Raw genomic sequence first — 20,548 nt, forward strand, 5'->3', positions numbered from 1 at the left:
TGATCTCGACGCTTCCCCTGCTGGCTTTTTCGGTGATCCTGCATCGGGCGGGCCGACGCGGCATCTGGCCGACCTTTCCCTGGGTCCTGGCTATCGTATGCGGTCCGATCTACGGCGTGCTCAGCCTGCTCATCGCCCATAAGGGCTATCTGCCCGGCGATATCCCGCTCGGCCTGCTCGCCAGCTGGGCCAGCGGCGCCTACATCTCGCTCTGCCTGTCAGTGGTGATCTTTGCAATCATCGGTATCGCGCAGAAGCCCGAGGCCTAGAGGCGTTTGGGCCTGCGACGTTCAACCGGCTCCTCAATTCTTGATTGCGGTTCTGGGGACGGGCCGCAACTATGCCCGCCGGGCGCGCCGCTACGGCGCGAATTGAGGGGCACGCTATGCGCGGCAAGGTTCTCAGCTACAACGACCTCGAAGGCACGGGCTTGATCGGCGGGGACGATGGGCAGCGCTATGCGTTCACGCGCGGGGACCTGGGCAATGGCGTGCGCAGCGTGATTCCCGGAACCGAGGTCGATTTCGAGATCGTCGAGGGCGCGGCGCGGAATGTCTATGTGACGACCCCGGCCTACAGCGGCCTGGGCGGCGACAAGAACAAGATCGTCGCTGCCTTGCTGGCCTTCGTCCTGGGCTGGCTGGGCATCCACAAGTTCTATCTGGGCAAGACCACCGCCGGGATCATCATGCTCCTTTGCGGCACGATCGGCTGGGTTCTGCTGTTCATCCCGCCGATGGTGGTCGGGCTGATCTCGTTCATCGAGTTCATCATCTATCTGGTGAAGTCGGATCAGCAGTTCCACGAGGATTACGTGGTCGGCGACAAGAGCTGGTTCTAGTGCGCGGGCGGTAAAGGCCAATGGGCGCGCTGCTGGGTCTTCTGGTTTTTGTCATGGTCTCCCTCGCTCCAATGATCGCCGCGACTTTTGTCGCTGTCCGTCTGGGGCGGCGCGGTCTGTGGCTAGCGCTACCTTGGGCGGGGCTGATAGCCCTTGGGCTACTACTCTCCGTCGGCATCTACGCCCTGGCCGAAGCCGGCAGGGTTACGACCTCCGATCCCAACGCTTTTCCCGCGGCCTACAGCGCTCTGGCCGGCGCCATGCTCATCTCGGGCTATCTCTGCACGCTGGTCTATCTGATCGCCCTGGCGATCGCCGGGCCGGGTCGGTCGAGAACCGCGGCCGCCGACGTCTTCTGACCCGCTATGCCCTTTCGGCTCGGTGAAAGGGGGCGGACTTGCGAGCCACTCGCAATGCGTCCGGACCCCTTGAACCTCAGGGGAAACCGGTGCACTCAGCCGCCCAATTGTTAGTCCCGGACGAGCTATGCCCAAAGCCAAGGTCAACGGCGTCGAAGTCGAATTCGAACCCGGCATGACGGTGCTTCAGGTGGCCGAGATCGCGGGGGAGGAAATCCCCCGGTTCTGCTACCACGAGCGCCTGTCGATCGCCGGCAACTGCCGCATGTGCCTGGTCGAAGTGAAGCCCGGGCCGCCCAAGCCGCAGGCCAGCTGCGCCCTGCCGGCCGCCGAGGGCCAGGAGATCTTCACCAAGACCCCGATGGTCAAGAAGGCCCGCGAAGGGGTGATGGAGTTCCTGCTCATCAACCACCCGCTGGATTGCCCGATCTGCGACCAGGGCGGCGAGTGCGACCTGCAGGACCAGGCGATGGGCTACGGGCGGGACGACACCCGCTACGAAGAGAACAAGCGCGCTGTCGAAGAAAAAGAGATGGGTCCGCTCATCAAGACGGTGATGACCCGCTGCATCCAGTGCACCCGCTGCGTGCGGTTCATCACCGAGGTCGCCGGCGTGCCGGAGATCGGCCTGATCTCGCGCGGCGAGGACGTTGAAATCACCACCTACCTGGGCGCCGCCGTCACCAGCGAGCTGAGCGGCAACGTCAACGACCTCTGCCCGGTCGGGGCCCTGACCCACCGGCCCTGGGCCTTCAACTACCGCCCCTGGGAGCTGAAGAAGACCCAGAGCGTCGATGTCATGGATGCGCTGGGCAGCGCCATCCGCGTCGACAGCCGTGGGGCCGCGGTGCTGCGGGTTCTCCCGCGCATCAACGAGGACATCAACGAGGAATGGCTGAGCGACAAGAGCCGCTACGCCGTCGACGGCCTGGGCCGTCAACGCCTCGACAGGCCCTATGTGCGCCAGGGCGGCAAGCTGCTGCCGGCGACCTGGCCCGAGGCCTTCGCCGCAATCGCGGGCAAGGTTTCGGCGACGGCGCCTGAGAAGATCGGCGTGATCGCCGGCGACCTGCAGGACGCCGAGTCGATGAAGGCGACGATGGACCTCTTCACCGTCCTGGGCGTGAAGAACCTCGACTGCCGCCAGGATGGTTCGGCCATCGGGACGGGTCCGCGCGAGAGCTGGCTGTTCAATTCCACCCTGGCCGGGATCGAGAACGCCGACGTGGTGCTGATCGTCGGCGCCAACCCGCGCCTCGAGGCCCCGGTGTTCAATACCCGCCTGCGCAAGCAGTGGGTGGCCGGCAAGACCCGGATCGGCGTCATCGGCCAACGGGCGGACCTGACCTACGGCTACGACTACCTGGGCGCGGGCGCGTCCACGGTATCGGGGCTGGCCAAGTCGAAGTCCGATTTCGTGAAGGCCCTCAAGGAGGCCGAGCGGCCGGCGATCATCGTCGGGGCCGGCGCCCTGGCGCGCGAGGATGGCGGCGCCATCCTCAAGGCCCTCAGCGGCCTGGCCAAGAGCTTCAACATCGTCCGTGATGGCTGGAACGGCTGGAACGTGCTTCACACGGCGGCGGCCCGCGTTGGCGGCCTCGACATGGGCTTCCTGCCGGGCGAGGGCGGTCTGTCCACCCGCGAGATGCTGAAGCCCGGCGCGCTGGACGTTCTGTTCCTGCTGGGCGCCGACGAATGCGAGGCCTCCGCCAGCGGCGCCTTCACCGTCTACCTGGGCAGCCACGGCGACAAGGGGGCCCACAAGGCCGACGTCATCCTGCCGGGCGCCGCCTACACCGAGAAGAACGGCCTCTACGTCAACACCGAGGGCCGGGTGCAGATGGGCGAGCGGGCCGTGTTCCCCAAGGGCGAGGCCCGCGAGGACTGGGCGATCATCCGGGCGCTCAGCGAGCGGCTCGGCCACACCCTGCCGTACGACAGCCTGGACCAGCTGCGCTCCAAGCTGTTCGAGGATCATCCGACCTTCGGCCAGATCGACTACGCCCCGGGCTCGGTGGCGACCTCGTTCGACCTGGGCAGCCTCGGCGCCGCAGGCGATGTCTCCGATGCGCCGTTCGCCAGCGCCGTGGAAGCCTTCCACCTGACCAACCCGATCGCGCGCGCCAGCGTGACCATGGCCGAATGCGCGGCCCTGGCCAGTGGCGCGGCCAAGATGGCGGCGGAGTAGCCCGTGCCGACGACCGACTTCTGGAGCCAAGGGCTCGGCTGGTTCCTGCTCTCGCTGGGACAGATCCTGGCGGTCACCGTCTGGCTGCTGCTCAGCCTGGCCTTCCTGCTGTGGGGCGACCGCAAGGTCTGGGCCGGCGTGCAGATGCGCAAGGGTCCGAACGTGGTCGGGCCGTTCGGCCTGTTCCAGTCGTTCGCCGACTTCCTGAAGTTCCTGCTGAAGGAAATCGTCATCCCGGCCGGGGCCGACAAGGTCGTCTTCCTGCTGGCCCCGCTGCTGACCTTCATCCTGGCCTTCGCCGCCTGGGCGGTGATGCCCCTGGCGCCGGGCTGGGTGATCGCCGACATCAACGTGGCCATCCTCTACATCTTCGCGATCAGCTCGCTGGGGGTGTACGGCATCATCATGGGCGGATGGGCGTCCAACTCGAAGTACCCGTTCCTGGGCGGCCTGCGCTCGGCGGCTCAGATGGTCTCCTACGAGGTTTCCATCGGCTTCGTGATCATCACGGTGATCCTGCTGGCCGGGACCATGAACCTGACCTCCATCATCGAGCAGCAGGGCGGCTGGATCTGGAACTGGAACGTGTTCGGCGGGGGTCTGAAGAACCTGCCGATGATCGTGGTGATGGTCCCGATGGCGGTGATCTTCTTCATCTCCGCCCTGGCCGAGACCAACCGCCCGCCCTTCGACCTGCCCGAGGCGGAGTCGGAGCTCGTGGCCGGCTACCAGGTCGAATACAGCTCGACCCCCTACCTGCTGTTCATGATCGGCGAGTACGCCAACATCGTGCTGATGTGCTCGCTGTTCACCATCCTGTTCTTCGGCGGGTGGCAACCCGGCTTCCCGGTCGATTTCATGGCTGAATGGCCGGCGACGCTGCAGAGCTTCCTGCTGTTCCTGGTGTTCTTCGCCAAGACCATCTTCGTCTTCTTCCTGTTCGCCATGGTGAAAGCCATTGTGCCGCGCTACCGCTACGACCAGCTGATGCGGCTGGGCTGGAAGATCTTCCTGCCGACCTCGCTGGTGGCAGTGGCCATCGTCGCGGGCTGGCGGGTGTTCACGGGGCACGCGGCCTGATGCGCGCCCTGTTGCTCCTGCCCCTGGTCTTGCTGGCCGCCTGCGCCAGCCAGGGCGAAGCCAACCCCGGCAGCTACACGCTCGGCCGCGGCATCGTGAACTACGACGAGATGCGCCGCGCCAAGGCCCAGTGCGAACAGTCGGGCGGGGTGGTCCGGCCGATCGACGCCGGCGGCGATCCCAACCAGATGAGCAACTACCAGTGCGTCATCGGCGCCAAGGAGAAGGCCCAATGAGCCGGATCGCTCAGGCGCTCAAGGGCGCGGCCCTGCTGGACTTCATCGGCGCCTTCGGTCTGGCGATGAAGTACATGCTGGCCCCCAAGAAAACGGTCATCTACCCCAACGAGCGCGGCCCGCAGTCGCCGCGCTTCCGGGGCGAGCACGCCCTGCGCCGCTACCCCTCGGGTGAGGAACGCTGCATCGCCTGCAAGCTGTGCGAGGCCATCTGCCCGGCGCAGGCCATCTACATCGAGGCTGAGCCTCGCGAGGACGGCAGCCGCCGCACCACCCGCTACGACATCGACATGGTCAAATGCATCTACTGCGGCCTGTGCCAGGAGGCCTGCCCGGTGGACGCCATCGTCGAGGGACCGAACACCGAGTTCGCCACCGAGACCCGGGAAGAACTCTACTACGACAAGGAGCGGCTGCTGGATAACGGCGACCGTTGGGAGCGCGAGATCGCCAAGAATCTGGAGTTGGACGCGGCCTATCGCTAAGACGCGGCCACGCGATTCCGAGTTGGTGTTTCGAGCGGGTTTGAAAGAAGGGAAGAGGGCCGCATGCCCTTGGCTACGATAGCCTTCTATCTGATGGCGACTGTGACGGTGCTGGCGGCCTTGGCCGTTGTCACCGCGCGCAACCCCGTGCACTCGGTGCTGTTCCTGATCACCGCCTTCTTCAGCGCGGCCGGCCTCTTCGTCCTGATGGGCGCGGAGTTCCTGGCGATGCTGCTGGTCGTCGTCTACGTCGGCGCGGTGGCGGTGCTGTTCCTGTTCGTCGTCATGATGCTGGACGTCGACTTCAAGTCGCTCCGCCAGGGCTTCGCCCAGTATCTGCCCGTCGGGCTGATCATCGCCGGCATCCTGACCATCGAGATGATCATCGTGGCTACCAGCGTCGCCACCCGCGGCGCGGCCAGCAAGGTCGTCGGCCCTGAGGCCAGCGCGCCGGATGTCTCTAACGCCGAGACCATCGGCCGGGTGCTCTACACCGACTACGCCTACTTCTTCCAGGCGGCGGGCCTGGTGCTGCTGGTCGCCATGATCGGGGCCATCGTCCTGACCCTGCGCCACAAGCCGGGCGTCAAGCGCCAGAACATCGCCGCCCAGACCGCCCGGGGTCCGAAGACCGGCATGACCATTGTCGACATCAAGCCTGGCGCGGGAGAGGGCGAATGATCGGCCTGACGCATTACCTCACGCTGGCGGCGATCCTGTTCACCATCGGGGTGTTCGGCATCTTCGTGAACCGCAAGAATATCATCGTGATCCTGATGTCGATCGAGCTCATCCTGCTGGCGGTGAACATCAACCTGGTGGCCTTCTCGGTCTATCTGCACGACGTGGTCGGGCAGATCTTCGCGATGTTCGTGCTGACCGTGGCGGCGGCCGAGGCGGCTGTCGGCCTGGCCATCCTGGTGACCTTCTTCCGCAACCGCGGCGACATCGCGGTGGATGATGCTTCGGTGATGAAGGGCTGACGGAACCGATGTCCCACGAGCTTCTCGTCACCATCCTGGTCTTCGCCCCGCTGCTCGGCGCGGCCATCGCCGGCCTGTCTGGCCGGCGGATCGGCAACATCCCCAGCCAGGCGGTCACCACCGGCCTGCTGTTCCTCTCCTGCGCCCTCAGTTGGACCACCTTCTTCGGGGTGGCGATGGGCGACTGGCCCGACTTCACCGTCAAGCTGCTGCCCTTCATCAACGTCGGCGACTTCCAGTCGGCCTGGTCGATCCGCATCGATACGCTCAGCTCGGTGATGCTGATCGTGGTGACCAGCGTCTCCTCGCTCGTGCACCTCTACAGCTGGGGCTACATGTCCGAGGACGACAGCCGTCCGCGGTTCTTCGCCTACCTGTCGCTGTTCACCTTCGCCATGCTGGCGCTGGTCACCGCCGCCGACTTCATGCAGCTGTTCTTCGGCTGGGAAGGGGTGGGCCTGGCCAGCTACCTGCTGATCGGCTTCTGGTACAAGAAGCCCACCGCAAGCGCCGCCGCCATCAAGGCCTTCGTGGTCAACCGGGTCGGCGACTTCGGCTTCGCGCTGGGCATCATGACCGTCTTCTGGATGTTCGGCTCGATCGAGTTCGCCGAGATCTTCCCGCAGGCGCAATCCTGGGACGGCAAGACCTGGGCCTTCCTCGGCTACTCGCTCAGCGCGCTCGATCTGGCCTGCTTCCTGCTGTTCATCGGCGCCATGGGCAAGTCGGCCCAGTTCTTCCTGCACACCTGGCTGCCCGACGCCATGGAGGGCCCGACCCCGGTCTCGGCCCTGATCCACGCGGCCACCATGGTCACCGCCGGCGTCTACATGGTCTGCCTGCTGTCGCCGATGTTCGAGTACGCCGAGGGCGCCAAGACGATCGTGACCGTGGTCGGCGCGGTCACCGCCCTGTTCGCCGCCACCGTCGGCCTGGCCCAGAACGACATCAAGCGGGTCATCGCCTATTCGACCTGTTCGCAGCTCGGCTACATGTTCTTCGCGGCCGGGGTCGGCGCCTATCAGGCGGCGATGTTCCACCTGTTCACCCACGCCTTCTTCAAGGCCCTGCTGTTCCTGGGCGCCGGCTCGGTCATCCACGGGATGCACCATGAGCAGGACATGCGGAAGATGGGCGGGCTCTGGAAGTATCTGCCCTTCACCTATGCGGTGATGACCATCGGCACCCTGGCGATCACCGGGGTCGGCCTGCCGAACCTGCACCTGGGCTTCGCCGGCTTCTATTCGAAGGACGCCATCATCGAGGCCAGCTGGGCCGCCGGCCTGCATAACCCGGCCGCGCAGTTCGCCTTCATCATCAGCCTGCTGGCCGCCGGCCTGACCAGCTTCTACAGCTGGCGCCTGGCCTTCATGACCTTCCACGGCACGCCCAAGTGGAAGCATGACGACCACGCCCACGCCGCTGCGCAAGGTCACGACGACCACGCCTCCGCCGCCCAGCTGGAAACCCATGACGAACCGCTGGCCGATGCGCATGCCGACGACGACCACGGCCACGGCCATGACCACAAGCCGCACGAGTCGCCGTTCCCGATGCTGATCCCGCTGGGCCTCTTGGCCATCGGCGCCATCGCGGCGGGCTTCGCCTTCGCCGAGAGCTTCATCGGCCATCACCAGGAAGAGTTCTGGAATGGCTCGGTGTTCAACGCCGCGACCAACCACATCCTGCACGAGATGCACAACGCCCCGACCTGGGTGCTGTGGGCGCCGCTGGTGGTAACCGTCACGGGCTTCGCCATCGCCTGGTTCGTCTACATCCTGCGTGAAGGGATGGGGGCGCGGCTCGCTGCGCAGGAGGGGCCCTTGTGGCGCTTCCTCTACAACAAGTGGTTCTTCGACGAGCTGTACGACTTCGTCTTCGTGCGCGGCGCCAAGCTCTTGGGCGATCTGTTCTGGAAGGGCGGCGACCAGAAGCTGATCGACGGCCTCGGCCCCGACGGGGTGTCAAAAGCCTCGATGCTAGTCGGCAAGGGAACCGGCCGGTTGCAGACCGGCTACGTCTATCACTACGCCTTCGTCATGCTGCTGGGCATCGCGGGTCTGCTGACCTACGCCCTGTTCCAGTTCCGAGGGTAGGCCAGGACCATGACCGGCATTCTCTCCCTCATCACCTTCTCGCCGCTGATCGGCGTCGCGGCCATCCTGGCGATCCGCCTGACCGGCCGCACCGGCGAGGCCGCCAACAACGCCGCCCGCTGGATCGCCTTCGTGACCACCATGGTCACCTTCGGCCTGTCGCTGCTGATGCTGGCCAACTTCGACAAGGCGACCACCCAGTTCCAGTTCGTCGAGGACTTCGCCGCCTTCGCCGGTCTGCACTACCGCATGGGCGTCGACGGCATCTCGGTGCTGTTCGTGGTGCTGACCGCCTTCCTGATGCCGATCTGTATCGCGGCCAGCTGGAAGTCGATCGAGAACCGGGTCGGCGAATACATGATCGCCTTCCTGATGCTGGAGGTGCTGGTCATCGGGGTGTTCACCGCCCTCGACCTGATCCTGTTCTACTTCTTCTTCGAGTTCGGCCTGGTGCCGATGTTCCTGATCATCGGCATCTGGGGCGGCAAGCGGCGCATCTACGCGGCCTTCAAGTTCTTCCTCTACACCCTGCTGGGCAGCGTGCTGATGCTGGCCGCCATCCTGGCGATGATCGGCATCTCCGGCACCAGCTCGATCCCCGAGCTGATGACCTACAAGTTCGACCCCATGCTGCAGACCTGGCTGTGGCTGGCCTTCTTCGCCTCCTTCGCGGTGAAGATGCCGATGTGGCCGGTGCACACCTGGCTGCCCGACGCCCACGTCGAGGCGCCGACGGCCGGTTCGGTCATCCTGGCCGGCATCCTGCTGAAGCTCGGCGGCTACGGCTTCATGCGCTTCAGCCTGCCGATGTTTCCCCAGGCCTCCGAAGTCTGGGCGCCGCTGGTCTTCGCCCTCTCGGTCGTGGCCATCATCTACACCTCGCTGGTCGCCTTCCGTCAGACCGACATCAAGAAGCTGATCGCCTACAGCTCCGTCGCCCACATGGGCTTCGTGACCATGGGCATCTTCAGCGGCAATACGGTCGGTGAGCAGGGCGCCCTCTACCAGATGATCTCCCACGGGGTGATCTCCGGCGCCCTCTTCCTCTGCGTGGGCGTGGTCTACGACCGCATGCACACCCGCGAGATCGCCTTCTACGGCGGCCTGACCCAGCGCATGCCCTGGTACGCGGCGGTCTTCATGCTGTTCACCATGGGCAACGTCGGCCTGCCCGGCACCAGCGGCTTCGTCGGCGAGATCATGACCATGACGGGGACCTACCAGGCCTCCACCTGGACGGCGCTGCTGGCCGCCACCGGCGTCATCCTGTCGGCCGTCTACGCGCTCAGCCTCTATCGCCGGGTCATGTTCGGCGAGCTGACCAACCCCGCCTTGGCCAACATCACCGACCTCGACTGGCGTGAGGTGGCCATCTTCATTCCGCTGATCGTCGGCACGCTCTACCTGGGCGTCTACCCGGCCAGCATCTTCCAGTTCACCGACGCCTCGGTGGAGGCGCTGGTCGGCGCCTACCGCGCCGCGACGGGCGGGTGAGGGCGCCATGTTCCTAGACCAACTCTCGCTGGCCTGGCCGGAAGTCATCCTCGGCGTCGGCGTCCTCGTCCTGATCGTCTGGGGCGCCTTCCAGGGCAAGTCGAACGCCGTGTTCAACGGCGCGGCCGTCCTTCTGCTGGCCGCCGCGGCGATCGCCGCCGTGGTCGGGCCTCACGGCTCGGCCTTCGCCGGCGGCATGATCGCCGACCCGATCTCGGCCTTCGCCAAGGTGTTCATCTACGGCTTCTCGGCCGTGGCCATCATCCTCTCCGACCGCTGGCTGGCCCGGCGTGGCGAGCAGAAGTTCGAACTCGCCATCCTGGTCATCCTGGCGGCGCTGGGCATGGGCGTCATGGCCAGCGCCGGCGACCTCATCAGCCTCTACATGGGCATCGAGCTGCACAGCCTCGCCCTCTACGTCCTCGCCGCCTTCCGCCGCGACGACGCCAAGGGCTCGGAAGCGGGCCTGAAGTACTTCGTGCTCGGCGCCCTCAGCTCGGGCCTGCTGCTCTACGGCGCCTCGCTGATCTACGGCTTCGCCGGCTCCACCCAGTTTCCGGAAATCGCCGCGGCGGTGGCCGAAGGCGGCGCGGAGGGCGGGGTGCTGTTCGGCCTGGTTTTCCTGATCTGCGGCATCGCCTTCAAGGTCTCTGCCGCCCCCTTCCACATGTGGACGCCGGACGTCTACGAGGGCGCCCCCACCCCCATCGTCGGCTTCTTCGCCGCCGCGCCGAAGCTGGCCGCCATGGTCCTTCTGGCCCGCGTCCTCTCCGAAGCCTTCGGCAGCGCCATCGACGAGTGGCGCCAGGTGATCGTGGCCATCGCCCTGCTCAGCATCTTCGTCGGCGCCTTCGCCGGCCTGGCGCAGCGCAATCTCAAGCGCCTCTGGGCCTACAGTTCCATCGCCAACATCGGCTACGCCCTGCTCGGCCTCGCCGCCGGCGGCGAGGCGGGCGGCACGGCCATGCTGCTGTTCATGGTCCTCTACATGGTCGACGTGACCGGCTTCTTCGCCTGCCTCTGCGCGCTGAACCGCGACGGCAAGCCGATGGAGACGATCGACGACATGGCCGGCCTGGTGAAGGAACGCCCGGGGCTGGCCCTGGCCATCACCGCCTTCTCCCTGTCGGCGCTCGGCCTGCCGCCCTTCGCCGGCTTCTGGGCCAAGTTCTACGTGTTCAAGGCCGCCATCGGCGCCGGCGAGACCTACATGGTCTGGGCCGCCGTCCTCGGCCTGGTCGGCAGCGTGGTCGCCGCCTTCTACTATCTGCGCCTGCTCAAGGTGATGTGGATGGACCCGGCCCCCGGCGCCACCGACAAGCCCGCCTTCGAAGGCAAGGCCTTCGCCTACGTGGCGGCCGTGTTCAGCTTCCTCGCCTGCATGCCCTTCCTCTACTTCATCGAGCCGGTGGCCAAGGCCGCGGCGGCGGTGCTGGGGTAGGGGATTAGCACTCCCGCCACCCCCACTCCCTTTCCATCATCCTCGGGCTTGTCCCGAGGACCCATCCGTCGGCGCGCAAGAACGGATGGTGTTGGTGCACCGGCCATGGGGCCTTCCGATGGGTTCGTGCGCTCGGATGAATGGGTCCTCGGGACAAGCCCGAGGATGACGGGGAAGGGGGAGGACTGAAATGTCACCCATCGACACCTACCGCGCGACCCTCGACCCTGACACCCTGGCCATGGTCGACGCCCTGCGCGGCCTCGCGGCCGCCGCCGGCCCCGCCCTGAACGAGCGCATCAAGTGGAACGCCCCCAGCTTCGCCATCGGCGATGAAGACCGCATCACCCTGGGCCTCGAGCGCAAGGGCGGCGTCCGCGTCGTTCTCCACCGCGGCGCCAAGGCCAAGGACAGCGCCGGCTTCGACTTCCCCGACCCCGACAAACTCGCCAGATGGCCTGCCTCCGATAGAGGTGTGCTCACCTTCGCCACCCTGGCGGAGATCGAGATGAAGCGGCCGGCGCTCGGGGAGCTGTTCGCGCGCTGGCTGGAGCAGACGGCTTAGCGTTCATGATCCCTCATCCCTCCTACTCCCCCGATCCCCCCCATCCGTCATCCTCGGGCTTGTCCCGAGGACCCGTTTGTCGGCATCGACAAACGGTGGGGTGGAGGCGCAGCCGCGCCTCCACGGCAAGGTTTTGCGGCAGCTTGACCATGGGTCCTCGGGACAAGCCCGAGGATGACGGATTTGAAGCGGGGAGGGCAGAGCGATGAGCACAACCATCCCCCCCATCATCGCCTTCGACGAACTTGACTCCACCAACGCCGAGGCCCGCCGCCGGGCCGAGGCCGGTGAGACCGGCCCCGTCTGGCTCACCGCCGGCCGCCAGACCGCCGGCCGTGGCCGTCGTGGCCGCAACTGGGAAACCGGCCAGGGCCGTAACCTCGCCGCCACCTTGCTGCTTACCACCCAACGGCCCCCCGCCGAGGCCGCCCAGATCAGCTTCGTCGCCGCCCTGGCCGTCGCCGACCTCGCCGACGCCTTCGTCCCGCCGTCCATCGTCACCCTGAAATGGCCGAACGACCCGCTTATCTCCGGGACCAAGGCCAGCGGCGTCCTCATCGAATCCGGCCCAGCCCCAGGCGGCGGCCTGTGGCTGGCCATCGGTATAGGCGTGAACCTCGCCGAGGCGCCGCTGAACCCGGAGCGCCCCGCCACCACCTTCGCCGCCCACATGACCGCCCCGCCCCCGGCGCCGCTGGACGCACTGAACATCCTAGCCGCATCCTTCGCCCGCTGGCTCGACCTGTGGGACCGCCTGGGCTTCCCCGCCGTCGCCGAGGCCTGGACCCGCCGCGCCCACGGCCTGGGCGAGCCCTGCGTCGCCCGCCTCGGGACCGAGACGCTTCATGGCGTCGCCGAGGGCCTTGATCCCGATGGCGCCTTCAGACTGCGCTTGCCAGACGGCATGCTGCGCCGCATCACAGCCGGCGACGTCTTCTTCGGAGAGACCTGATGCTGCTCGCCATCGAACAGGGCAACACCAACACCCTGTTCGCCGTCCACGACGGCACGGACTGGATCGCCCAGTGGCGCACCGCAACAGAGAGCACCCGCACGGCCGACGAATATGCTGTCTGGCTGTCGCAGCTGCTGGCCATGTCGGGGATGAGCTTGGGCGCCCTGACCGCCTGCATCATCTCCAGCGTCGTGCCCCAGTCGCTGTTCAACCTGCGCAACCTCTCGCGCCGCTACCTGCACGTCGAACCGCTGGTCATCGGCGAGAACGCCGAGCTCGGCATCCCCGTGCGCATCGACAAGCCCAGCGAGGCCGGCGCGGACCGCCTGGTCAACGCCATCGGCGCCCACATGGTCTATCCCGGCCCCCTGATCGTGATCGACAGCGGCACCGCCACCACCTTCGACGTCATCGGGGCCGACGGCGGCTTCGAGGGCGGCGTCATCGCCCCCGGCATCAACCTCTCGATGCAGGCGTTGCACGAGGCCGCCGCCAAGCTCCCCCGCATCGCCATCCAGCGGCCCGAGCGCAACCGCGTGGTCGGCACAGATACCGTCACCGCCATGCAGTCGGGCGTCTTCTGGGGCTACATCGGCCTGATCGAAGGGCTGATCAAACGTATCAAGGATGAACGCGGCGAGCACCTGACCGTTGTCGCCACGGGCGGGGTCTTCTCCCTGTTCGAGGGCGCCACCGAGTCTATCGACCACTTCGACGGCGACCTCACCATCCGGGGTCTGCTGGAAATCCACCGCAGGAACACCACTTGAGCCTCATGCCCACGCCTTCCCCCTCCGACGAACTCATCTTCCTGCCACTGGGGGGCTCCAACGAGATCGGCATGAACTTCAACCTCTACGGCTATGGGCCGGAAGAGGACCGCAAGTGGATCGTGGTCGATCTCGGCATCACCTTCGGCGACCAGACCACGCCCGGCGTCGAGGTCATCCTTCCCGACCCCGAGTACATCGAGGCCCACGCCCGCGACATCCTCGGCATCGTCCTGACCCATGCCCACGAGGACCACATCGGCGCCGTCGCCTGGCTCTGGCCGCGGCTGAAGGCCCCCGTCTACGCCACCCCCTTCACCGCCTTCCTCCTGCGCGAGAAGCTGCGCGAGAAGGGGCTGCTGGACGAGGTGACCATCCATGAGGTCGCCCTGGGCGGCTCCATCGAGCTCGGCCCCTTCGATCTCGAGCTGATCACCCTGACCCACTCGATCCCCGAGCCCAACGGCCTGGCGATCCGCACCCCGCTCGGCACCATCCTGCACACCGGCGACTGGAAGATCGATCCGGATCCGCTGCTGGGCGCCGTCACCGATGCCGAGGCCATCCGCCGCCTTGGCGACGAGGGCGTGCTGGCCATGGTCTGCGACAGCACCAACGTCTTCGTCGACGGCGTGGCCGGCTCCGAGGGCGAGGTCCGCGTGGCGATGACCAAGCTGATCGGTTCGCTGAAGGGCAAGATCGCTGTCGGCTGCTTCGCCTCCAACGTCGCCCGCATGGACACCGTCATCCGCGCCGCCGAGGACGCCGGCCGCCGAGTCTGCCTGGTCGGCCGCTCGATGCACCGCATGGCCGCCGCCGCCAAGTCGGTCGGCCTGATGAAGGGCACGGCCGAGTTCGTCAGCGAGAAGGAAGCCGGCTACTTCCCCGAAAGCACCATCCTCTACCTCTGCACCGGCAGCCAGGGTGAAGCCCGCGCCGCCCTCGCGCGCATCGCCTCCGGCACCCACCCGCACATCACCCTCGGCAAGGGCGACCACGTCATCTTCTCCAGCCGCGTCATCCCCGGCAACGAGATCCCGATCCGCGCCCTGCAGAACGGCCTCTCCGACCGGGGCGTGCGTCTCTACACCGAGCGCGACCACCCCGGCATCCACGTCTCCGGCCACCCCTGCCGCGACGAGCTCAAGCAGATGTACCAGTGGGCCCGGCCCCAGATCGCCGTCCCCACCCACGGCGAGCGCCGCCACCTGCTGGAACACGCCGCCTTGGCTAAGGACCTGCAGGTCCCGCACGCCGTCACGCCGCGCAACGGCGACATGGTCCGCCTGGCCCCCGGCCATCCGCAGATCATCGACGAGGTTCCCGCCGGTCGCCTCTACGTCGACGCCGGGGTCCTCACACCCGAGAACGGCGACGCCCTCAAGCAACGCCGCCACGCCAGCTTCAATGGCGCCCTGACCATCTCCGTCGCCCTCGACGCCAAGGGCAAGCTGGTCAGCGGCCCCCAGGTCCGGGCCCTGGGCCTCCCCGGCGACGCCGAATACCCCCTCGACGACGCCCTCGACGACCTGGCCGACGAGGCCGAACAGGCCATCCGGAAGATCCCCGGCGAAGAGCGCGCCTTCGACGAGATCGTCGAACAGGCCATCTGCCGCGTGGTCAAGAAGGCCGCCTACCGCATCTGGGAGCGCCGGCCGATGGTCGAGGCGGTGGTGCTGCGGATCTGATCGCTGGCAATTATACCCGGGTAAAATTATCGCCCCGCCTGCGACCCCTGTTCAGGGGTTCGCTACGATAGTCGCGCCGCCGCTAACCCACCGTCATGGTGGAGGCGCGTCGCGTTCGGGTGTAGGGAACCCTCATGCGACTCCTCCCGATCCTCATCGCTGCGTTGGCGCTGCTCACGCCCAGCTTTGCTGCCGCCCAGACGCCCGAGGCCGTGGTCCAGGCGATCTATGAAGAGGGTCAGTCCTTCCTGCCGAAGGACAGGCTGCCTCTCTACTACAGCCGCGACCTGGCCGCCGCCCTGGCCCGCAGCCAGGACAGCGAAGAGGGCGGAGTCGGCTTCGACTGGCTTTATGACGCGCAGGACGCCGAGATGACCGGCCTTGCTCTCGAAGCCATTGCCGACGGGCCTGAAGGCTCGCTGATCGAGGCCACCTTCAACAACTTCGGCGAGGAGAAGGCGGTGCGCTGGGAACTGTGCCGCCAATCCAACGGCGACTGGCGTGTGGTCGATGTGACCACTGCCGAATGGAGTCTGCGCGCCCTTCTCGACCTTCCTGAAACCCACGACTGCTAGACGGATCCCATGATCGGCAAACTGAACCACGTCGGGGTCGCGACCCCCTCCATCGACGACAGCGTGAAGATGTACCGCGAGGTGCTCGGCGCCACTTCGATCACCGACAAGTGGGCGATGCCGGAGCAGGGCGTCTGGGTCTGCTTCGTCAACCTGCCCAACAGCCAGGTCGAACTGATCGAACCCTACGGCGAAAGCTCGCCCATCCACGGCTTCCTGGCCAAGAACCCCAAGGGCGGCCAGCACCATATCTGCTTCGAGGTTGAGGACATCCTGGCCGCCCGCGACGCCATGAAGGCCAAGGGCGCCACCGTGCTGGGCGAGCCCCGCATAGGGGCCCACGGCACCCCGGTGATCTTCATCCATCCCAAGGACATGGGCGGGATGCTGGTCGAGCTGATGGAAACCCCCAAGGAAGGCCATCACTGATGGGTCCGATCACCGCCTTCGCCGTCTATCTGACCCTGTGGTGGACGGTGCTTTTCGCCGTCCTGCCGCTGGGCAACCGCACCTACCACGAGGAAGGCATGAAGGTGTCCGACGGCGGTGACCCCGGCGCGCCGATCAATCCCAACCTCAAGAAGAAGTTCATCACCACCACCTGGGTGTCCGCGGTCTTCTGGCTGATCATCATGGCCATCATCAAGTTCGGCCTGATCACCCTCCCGCCGCTGGCGCAGACTCACTAGCCGGCGCCGGCCGCCAGTCCCCAATTCCGCCCCCCTTGGGGGCGGGGGACCGCGCGCGAATACGCGCGTGGTGGTGGGGGCAGCGCCGTGGTGAGTGATTAGAGCCACGACAATTCGGACGCCGGCGCTGCCCCCTCAGACGTCGCCTATCGGCGCCGCCAAGCTCCCCCAAAAGGGGGAGCGACTAGGAAATGGGCGCCGCCCCTTACCGTGTCTGCCCAATCGTTGAGCAGATCGCCGTCGGCGCCCCCGAAATGCGCAACGGCCCTGCCACCAACCGCCCACCCCAGGCATTCTCAAGTCTCGGAAGCGGGCCCCGCCCGCTGTGTTCCGTGGCGTATGTTCCCCGACGATTGACTGATGGCCGCCGGGCCTCCCCCCGGCGGCCTTCTTTTCGCCCGGTCACATTGCCAATCAACATCCCCAGCGGCTAAGTCAGCGCCAATCGATTTCCAGGGGATACCATGCGCCTGTCGCGCTTTTTCCTGCCGGTGCTGAAGGAAGTGCCGGCCGACGTTCAGATCGTCTCCCACCAGCTGATGCTGCGCGCCGGCATGATCCGCCAGGAGGCGGCCGGCATCTATGCCTGGCTGCCGCTGGGCCTGCGGGTGCTCAAGAAGGTCGAGCAGATCGTCCGCGAGGAGATGGACCGCGCCGGCGCCATCGAGATCCTCATGCCGACCCTGCAGCTCGCCGACCTGTGGCGCGAGAGCGGCCGGTACGAGGCCTATGGCGACGAGATGCTGCGCATCACCGACCGCCACAAGCGCGACCTGCTCTACGGCCCCACCGCCGAGGAGGTGGTCACCGACATCTTCCGGGCCTCGGTGAAGAGCTACAAGGACCTGCCGCTCAACCTCTACAATATCCAGTGGAAGTTCCGCGACGAGCGCCGCCCCCGCTTCGGCGTCATGCGTGGCCGCGAGTTCCTGATGAAGGACGCCTACAGCTTCGACCTCAACGAGGCGGACGCCCGCCGCAGCTATAATCGGATGTTCGTCGCCTACCTCAACACCTTCGCCCGCATGGGCCTGAAGGCGGTGCCGATGAAGGCCGACACCGGCCCGATCGGCGGCGATCTTTCCCACGAGTTCATCGTCCTGGCCGAGACCGGCGAGAGCCAGGTGTTCTGCCACAAGGACCTGGTCGAGATGGGCGCCCCCGGCCCCGATGTCGACTGGGACGGCGACCTCCAGCCCCTGGTCGACCAGCGCACCGCCCTCTATGCGGCGACCGAGGAGATGCACGACGCGGCGGCCTTCGAGGCCGTGCCAGAGGCCGATCGACTGTCGGCCCGCGGCATCGAGGTCGGCCACATCTTCTATTTCGGGGAGAAGTACTCCAAGCCGATGAAGGCCAACGTCGCCGGTCCGGACGGGTCCAACGCCCCGGTCCATATGGGCAGCTACGGCGTCGGCGTCTCCCGCCTGCTGGGCGCCATCATCGAGGCCAGCCACGACGAGAACGGCATCATCTGGCCGGACGCGGTGGCGCCCTACGACGTGTCGGTCATCAACCTGCGCACGGGCGATGCGGCCTGCGACGCCGCCTGCGAGCAGGCCTATGCGGCCATCAACGCCGCCGGCAAGGCGGCCCTCTATGACGACCGCGACGAGCGGCCGGGCGGCAAGTTCGCCACGGCGGACCTGATCGGCATTCCGCGCCAGATCGTGGTGGGTCCCAAGTCCCTGGCCGAAGGCAACGTGGAACTGAAGATCCGCGCCACCGGTGAGCGGTCCACCCTGCCGCTGGCCGACGCGCTCAAGTCGGTCGGGGCCTGAGCCGCGTGGCCGCCGCGCCCTTCGGCCTGTGGGAGCGGGCGGTCGCCTGGCGATACCTGCGCGCCAAGCGCAAGGACGCGGGCTTCGCCCTGATCTCCGTGCTGGCGGTGACCGGCATCACCCTGGTGGTGATGGCCCTGGTGGTGATCATGTCGATCATGAACGGCTTCCGGGCCGAGTTGCTGACCCGGATGCTGGGCTTCAACGGCCATGTCTATGTCGCGGGCGCCCTGCCGCTGGCCGACCAGAACCGGGCCGAGACCCTGCGCAGGATCAGAGCCATTCCCGGCGTCATCCAGGCCACGCCGATGATCGAGGGCCAGGCCATGGTCATCGGCCAGGGCCAGATCACCGGCGCCATCGTCCGCGGCGTCAGCGCCCCGGACGTAAAGGCCACCAAGATCGTCTCCGACAGCATCAAGGCCGGCTCCCTCCAGGGCTACGGCGAGGGCGAGTACGGCGGCGATATGGTGCTGCTGGGCCAGCGCTTGGCCATGGCGCTGGGCGTGGGTCCCGGCGACTTCGTCTCCATCGTTTCGCCCAGCGGCGCCTCGAGCGCGTTCGGCATGTCGGCGACCCAGAAGGACTACACGGTCGGCGGCCTCTTTTCCGTGGGGATGAGCGAATACGACCAAGCGTTTGCCTACATGCCACTCGAGCAGGCACAGCTGTTCTTCGGCCGCGAGGGCACGGTGGACGTCATCGAGGTCAAGCTCTCCGACCCCGATCTGGCCCCAAAGCTGAAATTCGAGATCGGCCGCGCCGCCGGCCCCAGCGCGTCGGTTCAGGACTGGACCGAGAAGAACCAGAGTTTCTTCAGCGCCTTGCAGGTCGAGCGCTGGGCCATGCGCTTCATCCTGTTCTTTTTCGTCATCGTGGCGGCGATCAACATCATCTCCAGCATGGTGATGCTGGTGAAGAACAAGGGCCGCGACATCGCCATCCTGCGCACCATGGGCGCACGCCGCTCGGCTATCCTGCGGGTCTTCTTCATGGCCGGGGCCTCGATCGGGTTGGTCGGTACGGCGGTCGGCTTCGTGCTGGGCGTGCTGTTCTGCATGAACATCCAGGCAATCCAGCAGGGCCTCGAAAAGCTGACCGGGACCCAGGTATTCAACCCCGAGATCTACTTCCTCAGCCATGTGCCTGCGCTGATCGACTGGCAGGAGACGGCGCTGATCGTCGGCTGGACCCTGGTGGTTAGCTTCCTGGCCACCCTGCCGGCGGCCCTGCACGCCTCCCGCCTCGATCCGGTGGAGGCCCTCCGCTATGAGTGAGCCGACCCTCTCCCTGCGCGGGGTCAAGCGCGACTATAAGACCGGGTCAGGGGAACTCCACGTCCTGCGCGGCGTCGATCTGGACGTGAACCCGGGCGAGATCGTCGGTCTGATCGGTCCCTCGGGCTCGGGCAAGTCCTCGCTGCTGCATGCCGCAGGCCTGCTGGAGCATCCCACCGAGGGCAGCGTGACCATTGCCGGCCGCGACTGCACCCACCTGGGTGACGGCCCGCGCAGCCAGGTCCGCCTGGACAGCATCGGCTTCGTCTATCAGTTCCACCACCTGCTGCCCGAGTTCACGGCGCTGGAGAACGTCGCCATGCCGGCGCTGATCGCCGGCCGTGACCGGGGCCAGACGCAGGAGCGGGCCACCGGCCTGTTGACCGACCTGGGCCTGGCCGAGCGTACCGACCACCAGCCGGCCCAGCTGTCGGGTGGGGAACAGCAGCGGGTGGCCATCGCCCGCGCCCTGATGAACAAGCCGATCCTGCTGCTGGCCGACGAGCCGACCGGCAACCTGGACCCCGACACCGCGGCCAGCGTCTTCCAGGCCCTGCACGACCTCGTGCGAAATCATGGCGTCGCCGCCCTGATCGCCACGCACAATCTGGAACTGGCCCGCTACATGGACCGGGTCTTCGCCCTCAAGGAAGGGCACCTGGAAGAGCGGACGTTCTGACCGCGGCCGGTCAGCGGGCCGGCGGTTGGAACTTTAGCGGAATGCCGACCTTGCCCCGGTGCGGCCCGCCGCCGTCCGGGTGGATGGCGTTGATCCGGAACTTCGGGGCCAGCTTCAAGGCGGCCTCGCTGAAGCCGCTGGCGGCCGGGTTCTCCCCACGGGTGGTGCAGTTGGACAGCGAACCGTCCTCTTCGGTGTCGCACAGCAGAACCACGAACCCGGACTGGCCCTGCGCCCGGGCGTTCGCCGGATAGACCGCGGCGATATCCGCGGCCGAGGGGCGGGCCTTCCAGTCGGCGCCGGAGACGACCGGCCTCGGCGGCGCGGGCGGCGGCGGGGCCGCCACGACAGGCGGAGGGGCCGGGG

The 20,548-nt window shown here is 67.0% G+C and carries 23 protein-coding genes; 22 read left to right on the plus strand and 1 reads right to left on the minus strand.

What is annotated here, in order from left to right; genetic code table 11:
- Window positions 1-32 precede the first annotated feature (32 nt).
- The 22 genes from GVN21_RS17290 to GVN21_RS17395 all read left to right on the plus strand — a co-directional run bounded on the left by GVN21_RS17290 (window position 33) and on the right by GVN21_RS17395 (window position 20,182).
- Window positions 33-269, plus strand: a complete 237-nt coding sequence (locus GVN21_RS17290) for a hypothetical protein (protein WP_166575987.1) — start codon at window positions 33-35, stop codon at window positions 267-269.
- A 116-nt stretch (window positions 270-385) separates the two neighbouring features.
- Window positions 386-841, plus strand: coding sequence for an NINE protein (locus GVN21_RS17295; RefSeq protein WP_166575988.1), 456 nt, complete (start codon window positions 386-388; stop codon window positions 839-841).
- A gap of 20 nt (window positions 842-861) precedes the next feature.
- Complete coding sequence (locus GVN21_RS17300; protein ID WP_166575989.1) at window positions 862-1,200, plus strand: hypothetical protein; 339 nt, start codon at window positions 862-864, stop codon at window positions 1,198-1,200.
- 127 nt (window positions 1,201-1,327) lie between these two features.
- On the plus strand, window positions 1,328-3,388 hold the full coding sequence (nuoG, locus tag GVN21_RS17305) for an NADH-quinone oxidoreductase subunit NuoG (RefSeq protein ID WP_166575990.1): 2,061 nt from the start codon (window positions 1,328-1,330) through the stop codon (window positions 3,386-3,388).
- Between the two features lie 3 nt (window positions 3,389-3,391).
- Window positions 3,392-4,468: an NADH-quinone oxidoreductase subunit NuoH gene (gene nuoH / locus GVN21_RS17310; RefSeq protein WP_166575991.1), complete on the plus strand. Its 1,077-nt coding sequence runs from the start codon at window positions 3,392-3,394 to the stop codon at window positions 4,466-4,468.
- A complete protein-coding gene (locus GVN21_RS17315; RefSeq protein WP_166575992.1) occupies window positions 4,468-4,704 on the plus strand; it encodes a hypothetical protein in 237 nt (78 codons plus the stop codon). The genes nuoH and GVN21_RS17315 overlap by 1 nt, the downstream gene beginning before the upstream one ends.
- Complete coding sequence (gene nuoI / locus GVN21_RS17320; RefSeq protein WP_166575993.1) at window positions 4,701-5,189, plus strand: NADH-quinone oxidoreductase subunit NuoI; 489 nt, start codon at window positions 4,701-4,703, stop codon at window positions 5,187-5,189. Before GVN21_RS17315 ends, nuoI begins: the two co-directional genes overlap by 4 nt.
- A 63-nt stretch (window positions 5,190-5,252) precedes the next feature.
- Window positions 5,253-5,870, plus strand: a complete 618-nt coding sequence (locus tag GVN21_RS17325) for an NADH-quinone oxidoreductase subunit J (protein ID WP_166575994.1) — start codon at window positions 5,253-5,255, stop codon at window positions 5,868-5,870.
- Window positions 5,867-6,172 (plus strand): NADH-quinone oxidoreductase subunit NuoK, encoded by a 306-nt coding sequence (nuoK, locus tag GVN21_RS17330; RefSeq protein ID WP_166575995.1) that lies wholly within the window; start codon window positions 5,867-5,869, stop codon window positions 6,170-6,172. Before GVN21_RS17325 ends, nuoK begins: the two co-directional genes overlap by 4 nt.
- 8 nt (window positions 6,173-6,180) lie before the next feature.
- Window positions 6,181-8,268, plus strand: coding sequence for an NADH-quinone oxidoreductase subunit L (gene nuoL / locus GVN21_RS17335; RefSeq protein ID WP_166575996.1), 2,088 nt, complete (start codon window positions 6,181-6,183; stop codon window positions 8,266-8,268).
- Between the two features lie 9 nt (window positions 8,269-8,277).
- Window positions 8,278-9,762 carry an NADH-quinone oxidoreductase subunit M gene (locus tag GVN21_RS17340; RefSeq protein ID WP_166575997.1) on the plus strand — a complete coding sequence of 495 codons (1,485 nt, stop codon included), beginning with the start codon at window positions 8,278-8,280 and terminating at the stop codon, window positions 9,760-9,762.
- Between the two features lie 7 nt (window positions 9,763-9,769).
- On the plus strand, window positions 9,770-11,203 hold the full coding sequence (gene nuoN / locus GVN21_RS17345) for an NADH-quinone oxidoreductase subunit NuoN (RefSeq protein WP_166575998.1): 1,434 nt from the start codon (window positions 9,770-9,772) through the stop codon (window positions 11,201-11,203).
- A gap of 190 nt (window positions 11,204-11,393) precedes the next feature.
- Entirely contained in the window at window positions 11,394-11,768 is a 375-nt protein-coding gene (locus tag GVN21_RS17350) for a DUF1801 domain-containing protein (RefSeq protein ID WP_166575999.1), read from the plus strand.
- A gap of 205 nt (window positions 11,769-11,973) precedes the next feature.
- Entirely contained in the window at window positions 11,974-12,720 is a 747-nt protein-coding gene (locus GVN21_RS17355; RefSeq protein WP_166576000.1) for a biotin--[acetyl-CoA-carboxylase] ligase, read from the plus strand.
- On the plus strand, window positions 12,717-13,493 hold the full coding sequence (locus GVN21_RS17360; RefSeq protein WP_166576008.1) for a type III pantothenate kinase: 777 nt from the start codon (window positions 12,717-12,719) through the stop codon (window positions 13,491-13,493). Before GVN21_RS17355 ends, GVN21_RS17360 begins: the two co-directional genes overlap by 4 nt.
- A 5-nt stretch (window positions 13,494-13,498) precedes the next feature.
- A complete protein-coding gene (locus GVN21_RS17365) occupies window positions 13,499-15,181 on the plus strand; it encodes a ribonuclease J (RefSeq protein ID WP_166576009.1) in 1,683 nt (560 codons plus the stop codon).
- A gap of 134 nt (window positions 15,182-15,315) precedes the next feature.
- Window positions 15,316-15,756 carry a hypothetical protein gene (locus tag GVN21_RS17370; protein ID WP_166576001.1) on the plus strand — a complete coding sequence of 147 codons (441 nt, stop codon included), beginning with the start codon at window positions 15,316-15,318 and terminating at the stop codon, window positions 15,754-15,756.
- A gap of 9 nt (window positions 15,757-15,765) precedes the next feature.
- Complete coding sequence (mce, locus tag GVN21_RS17375; RefSeq protein ID WP_166576002.1) at window positions 15,766-16,185, plus strand: methylmalonyl-CoA epimerase; 420 nt, start codon at window positions 15,766-15,768, stop codon at window positions 16,183-16,185.
- Complete coding sequence (locus GVN21_RS17380; protein WP_166576003.1) at window positions 16,185-16,445, plus strand: DUF1467 family protein; 261 nt, start codon at window positions 16,185-16,187, stop codon at window positions 16,443-16,445. The genes mce and GVN21_RS17380 overlap by 1 nt, the downstream gene beginning before the upstream one ends.
- A 464-nt stretch (window positions 16,446-16,909) precedes the next feature.
- The gene (gene proS / locus GVN21_RS17385) at window positions 16,910-18,226 is read left to right on the plus strand and encodes a proline--tRNA ligase (RefSeq protein ID WP_166576004.1); all 1,317 of its coding nucleotides are present in this window, start codon (window positions 16,910-16,912) and stop codon (window positions 18,224-18,226) included.
- Window positions 18,223-19,503 carry a lipoprotein-releasing ABC transporter permease subunit gene (locus tag GVN21_RS17390; protein ID WP_166576010.1) on the plus strand — a complete coding sequence of 427 codons (1,281 nt, stop codon included), beginning with the start codon at window positions 18,223-18,225 and terminating at the stop codon, window positions 19,501-19,503. Before proS ends, GVN21_RS17390 begins: the two co-directional genes overlap by 4 nt.
- Window positions 19,496-20,182 carry an ABC transporter ATP-binding protein gene (locus tag GVN21_RS17395; RefSeq protein ID WP_166576005.1) on the plus strand — a complete coding sequence of 229 codons (687 nt, stop codon included), beginning with the start codon at window positions 19,496-19,498 and terminating at the stop codon, window positions 20,180-20,182. Before GVN21_RS17390 ends, GVN21_RS17395 begins: the two co-directional genes overlap by 8 nt.
- Window positions 20,183-20,192: 10 nt before the next feature.
- Here the strand turns inward: GVN21_RS17395 and GVN21_RS17400 are convergent.
- Window positions 20,193-20,548, minus strand: a 356-nt coding sequence (locus tag GVN21_RS17400) for an energy transducer TonB (RefSeq protein ID WP_166576006.1), incomplete at its 5' end; no start/stop codon positions are given.

The organism is Caulobacter sp. SLTY (assembly GCF_009905535.1).
Taxonomy (GTDB): domain Bacteria; phylum Pseudomonadota; class Alphaproteobacteria; order Caulobacterales; family Caulobacteraceae; genus Caulobacter.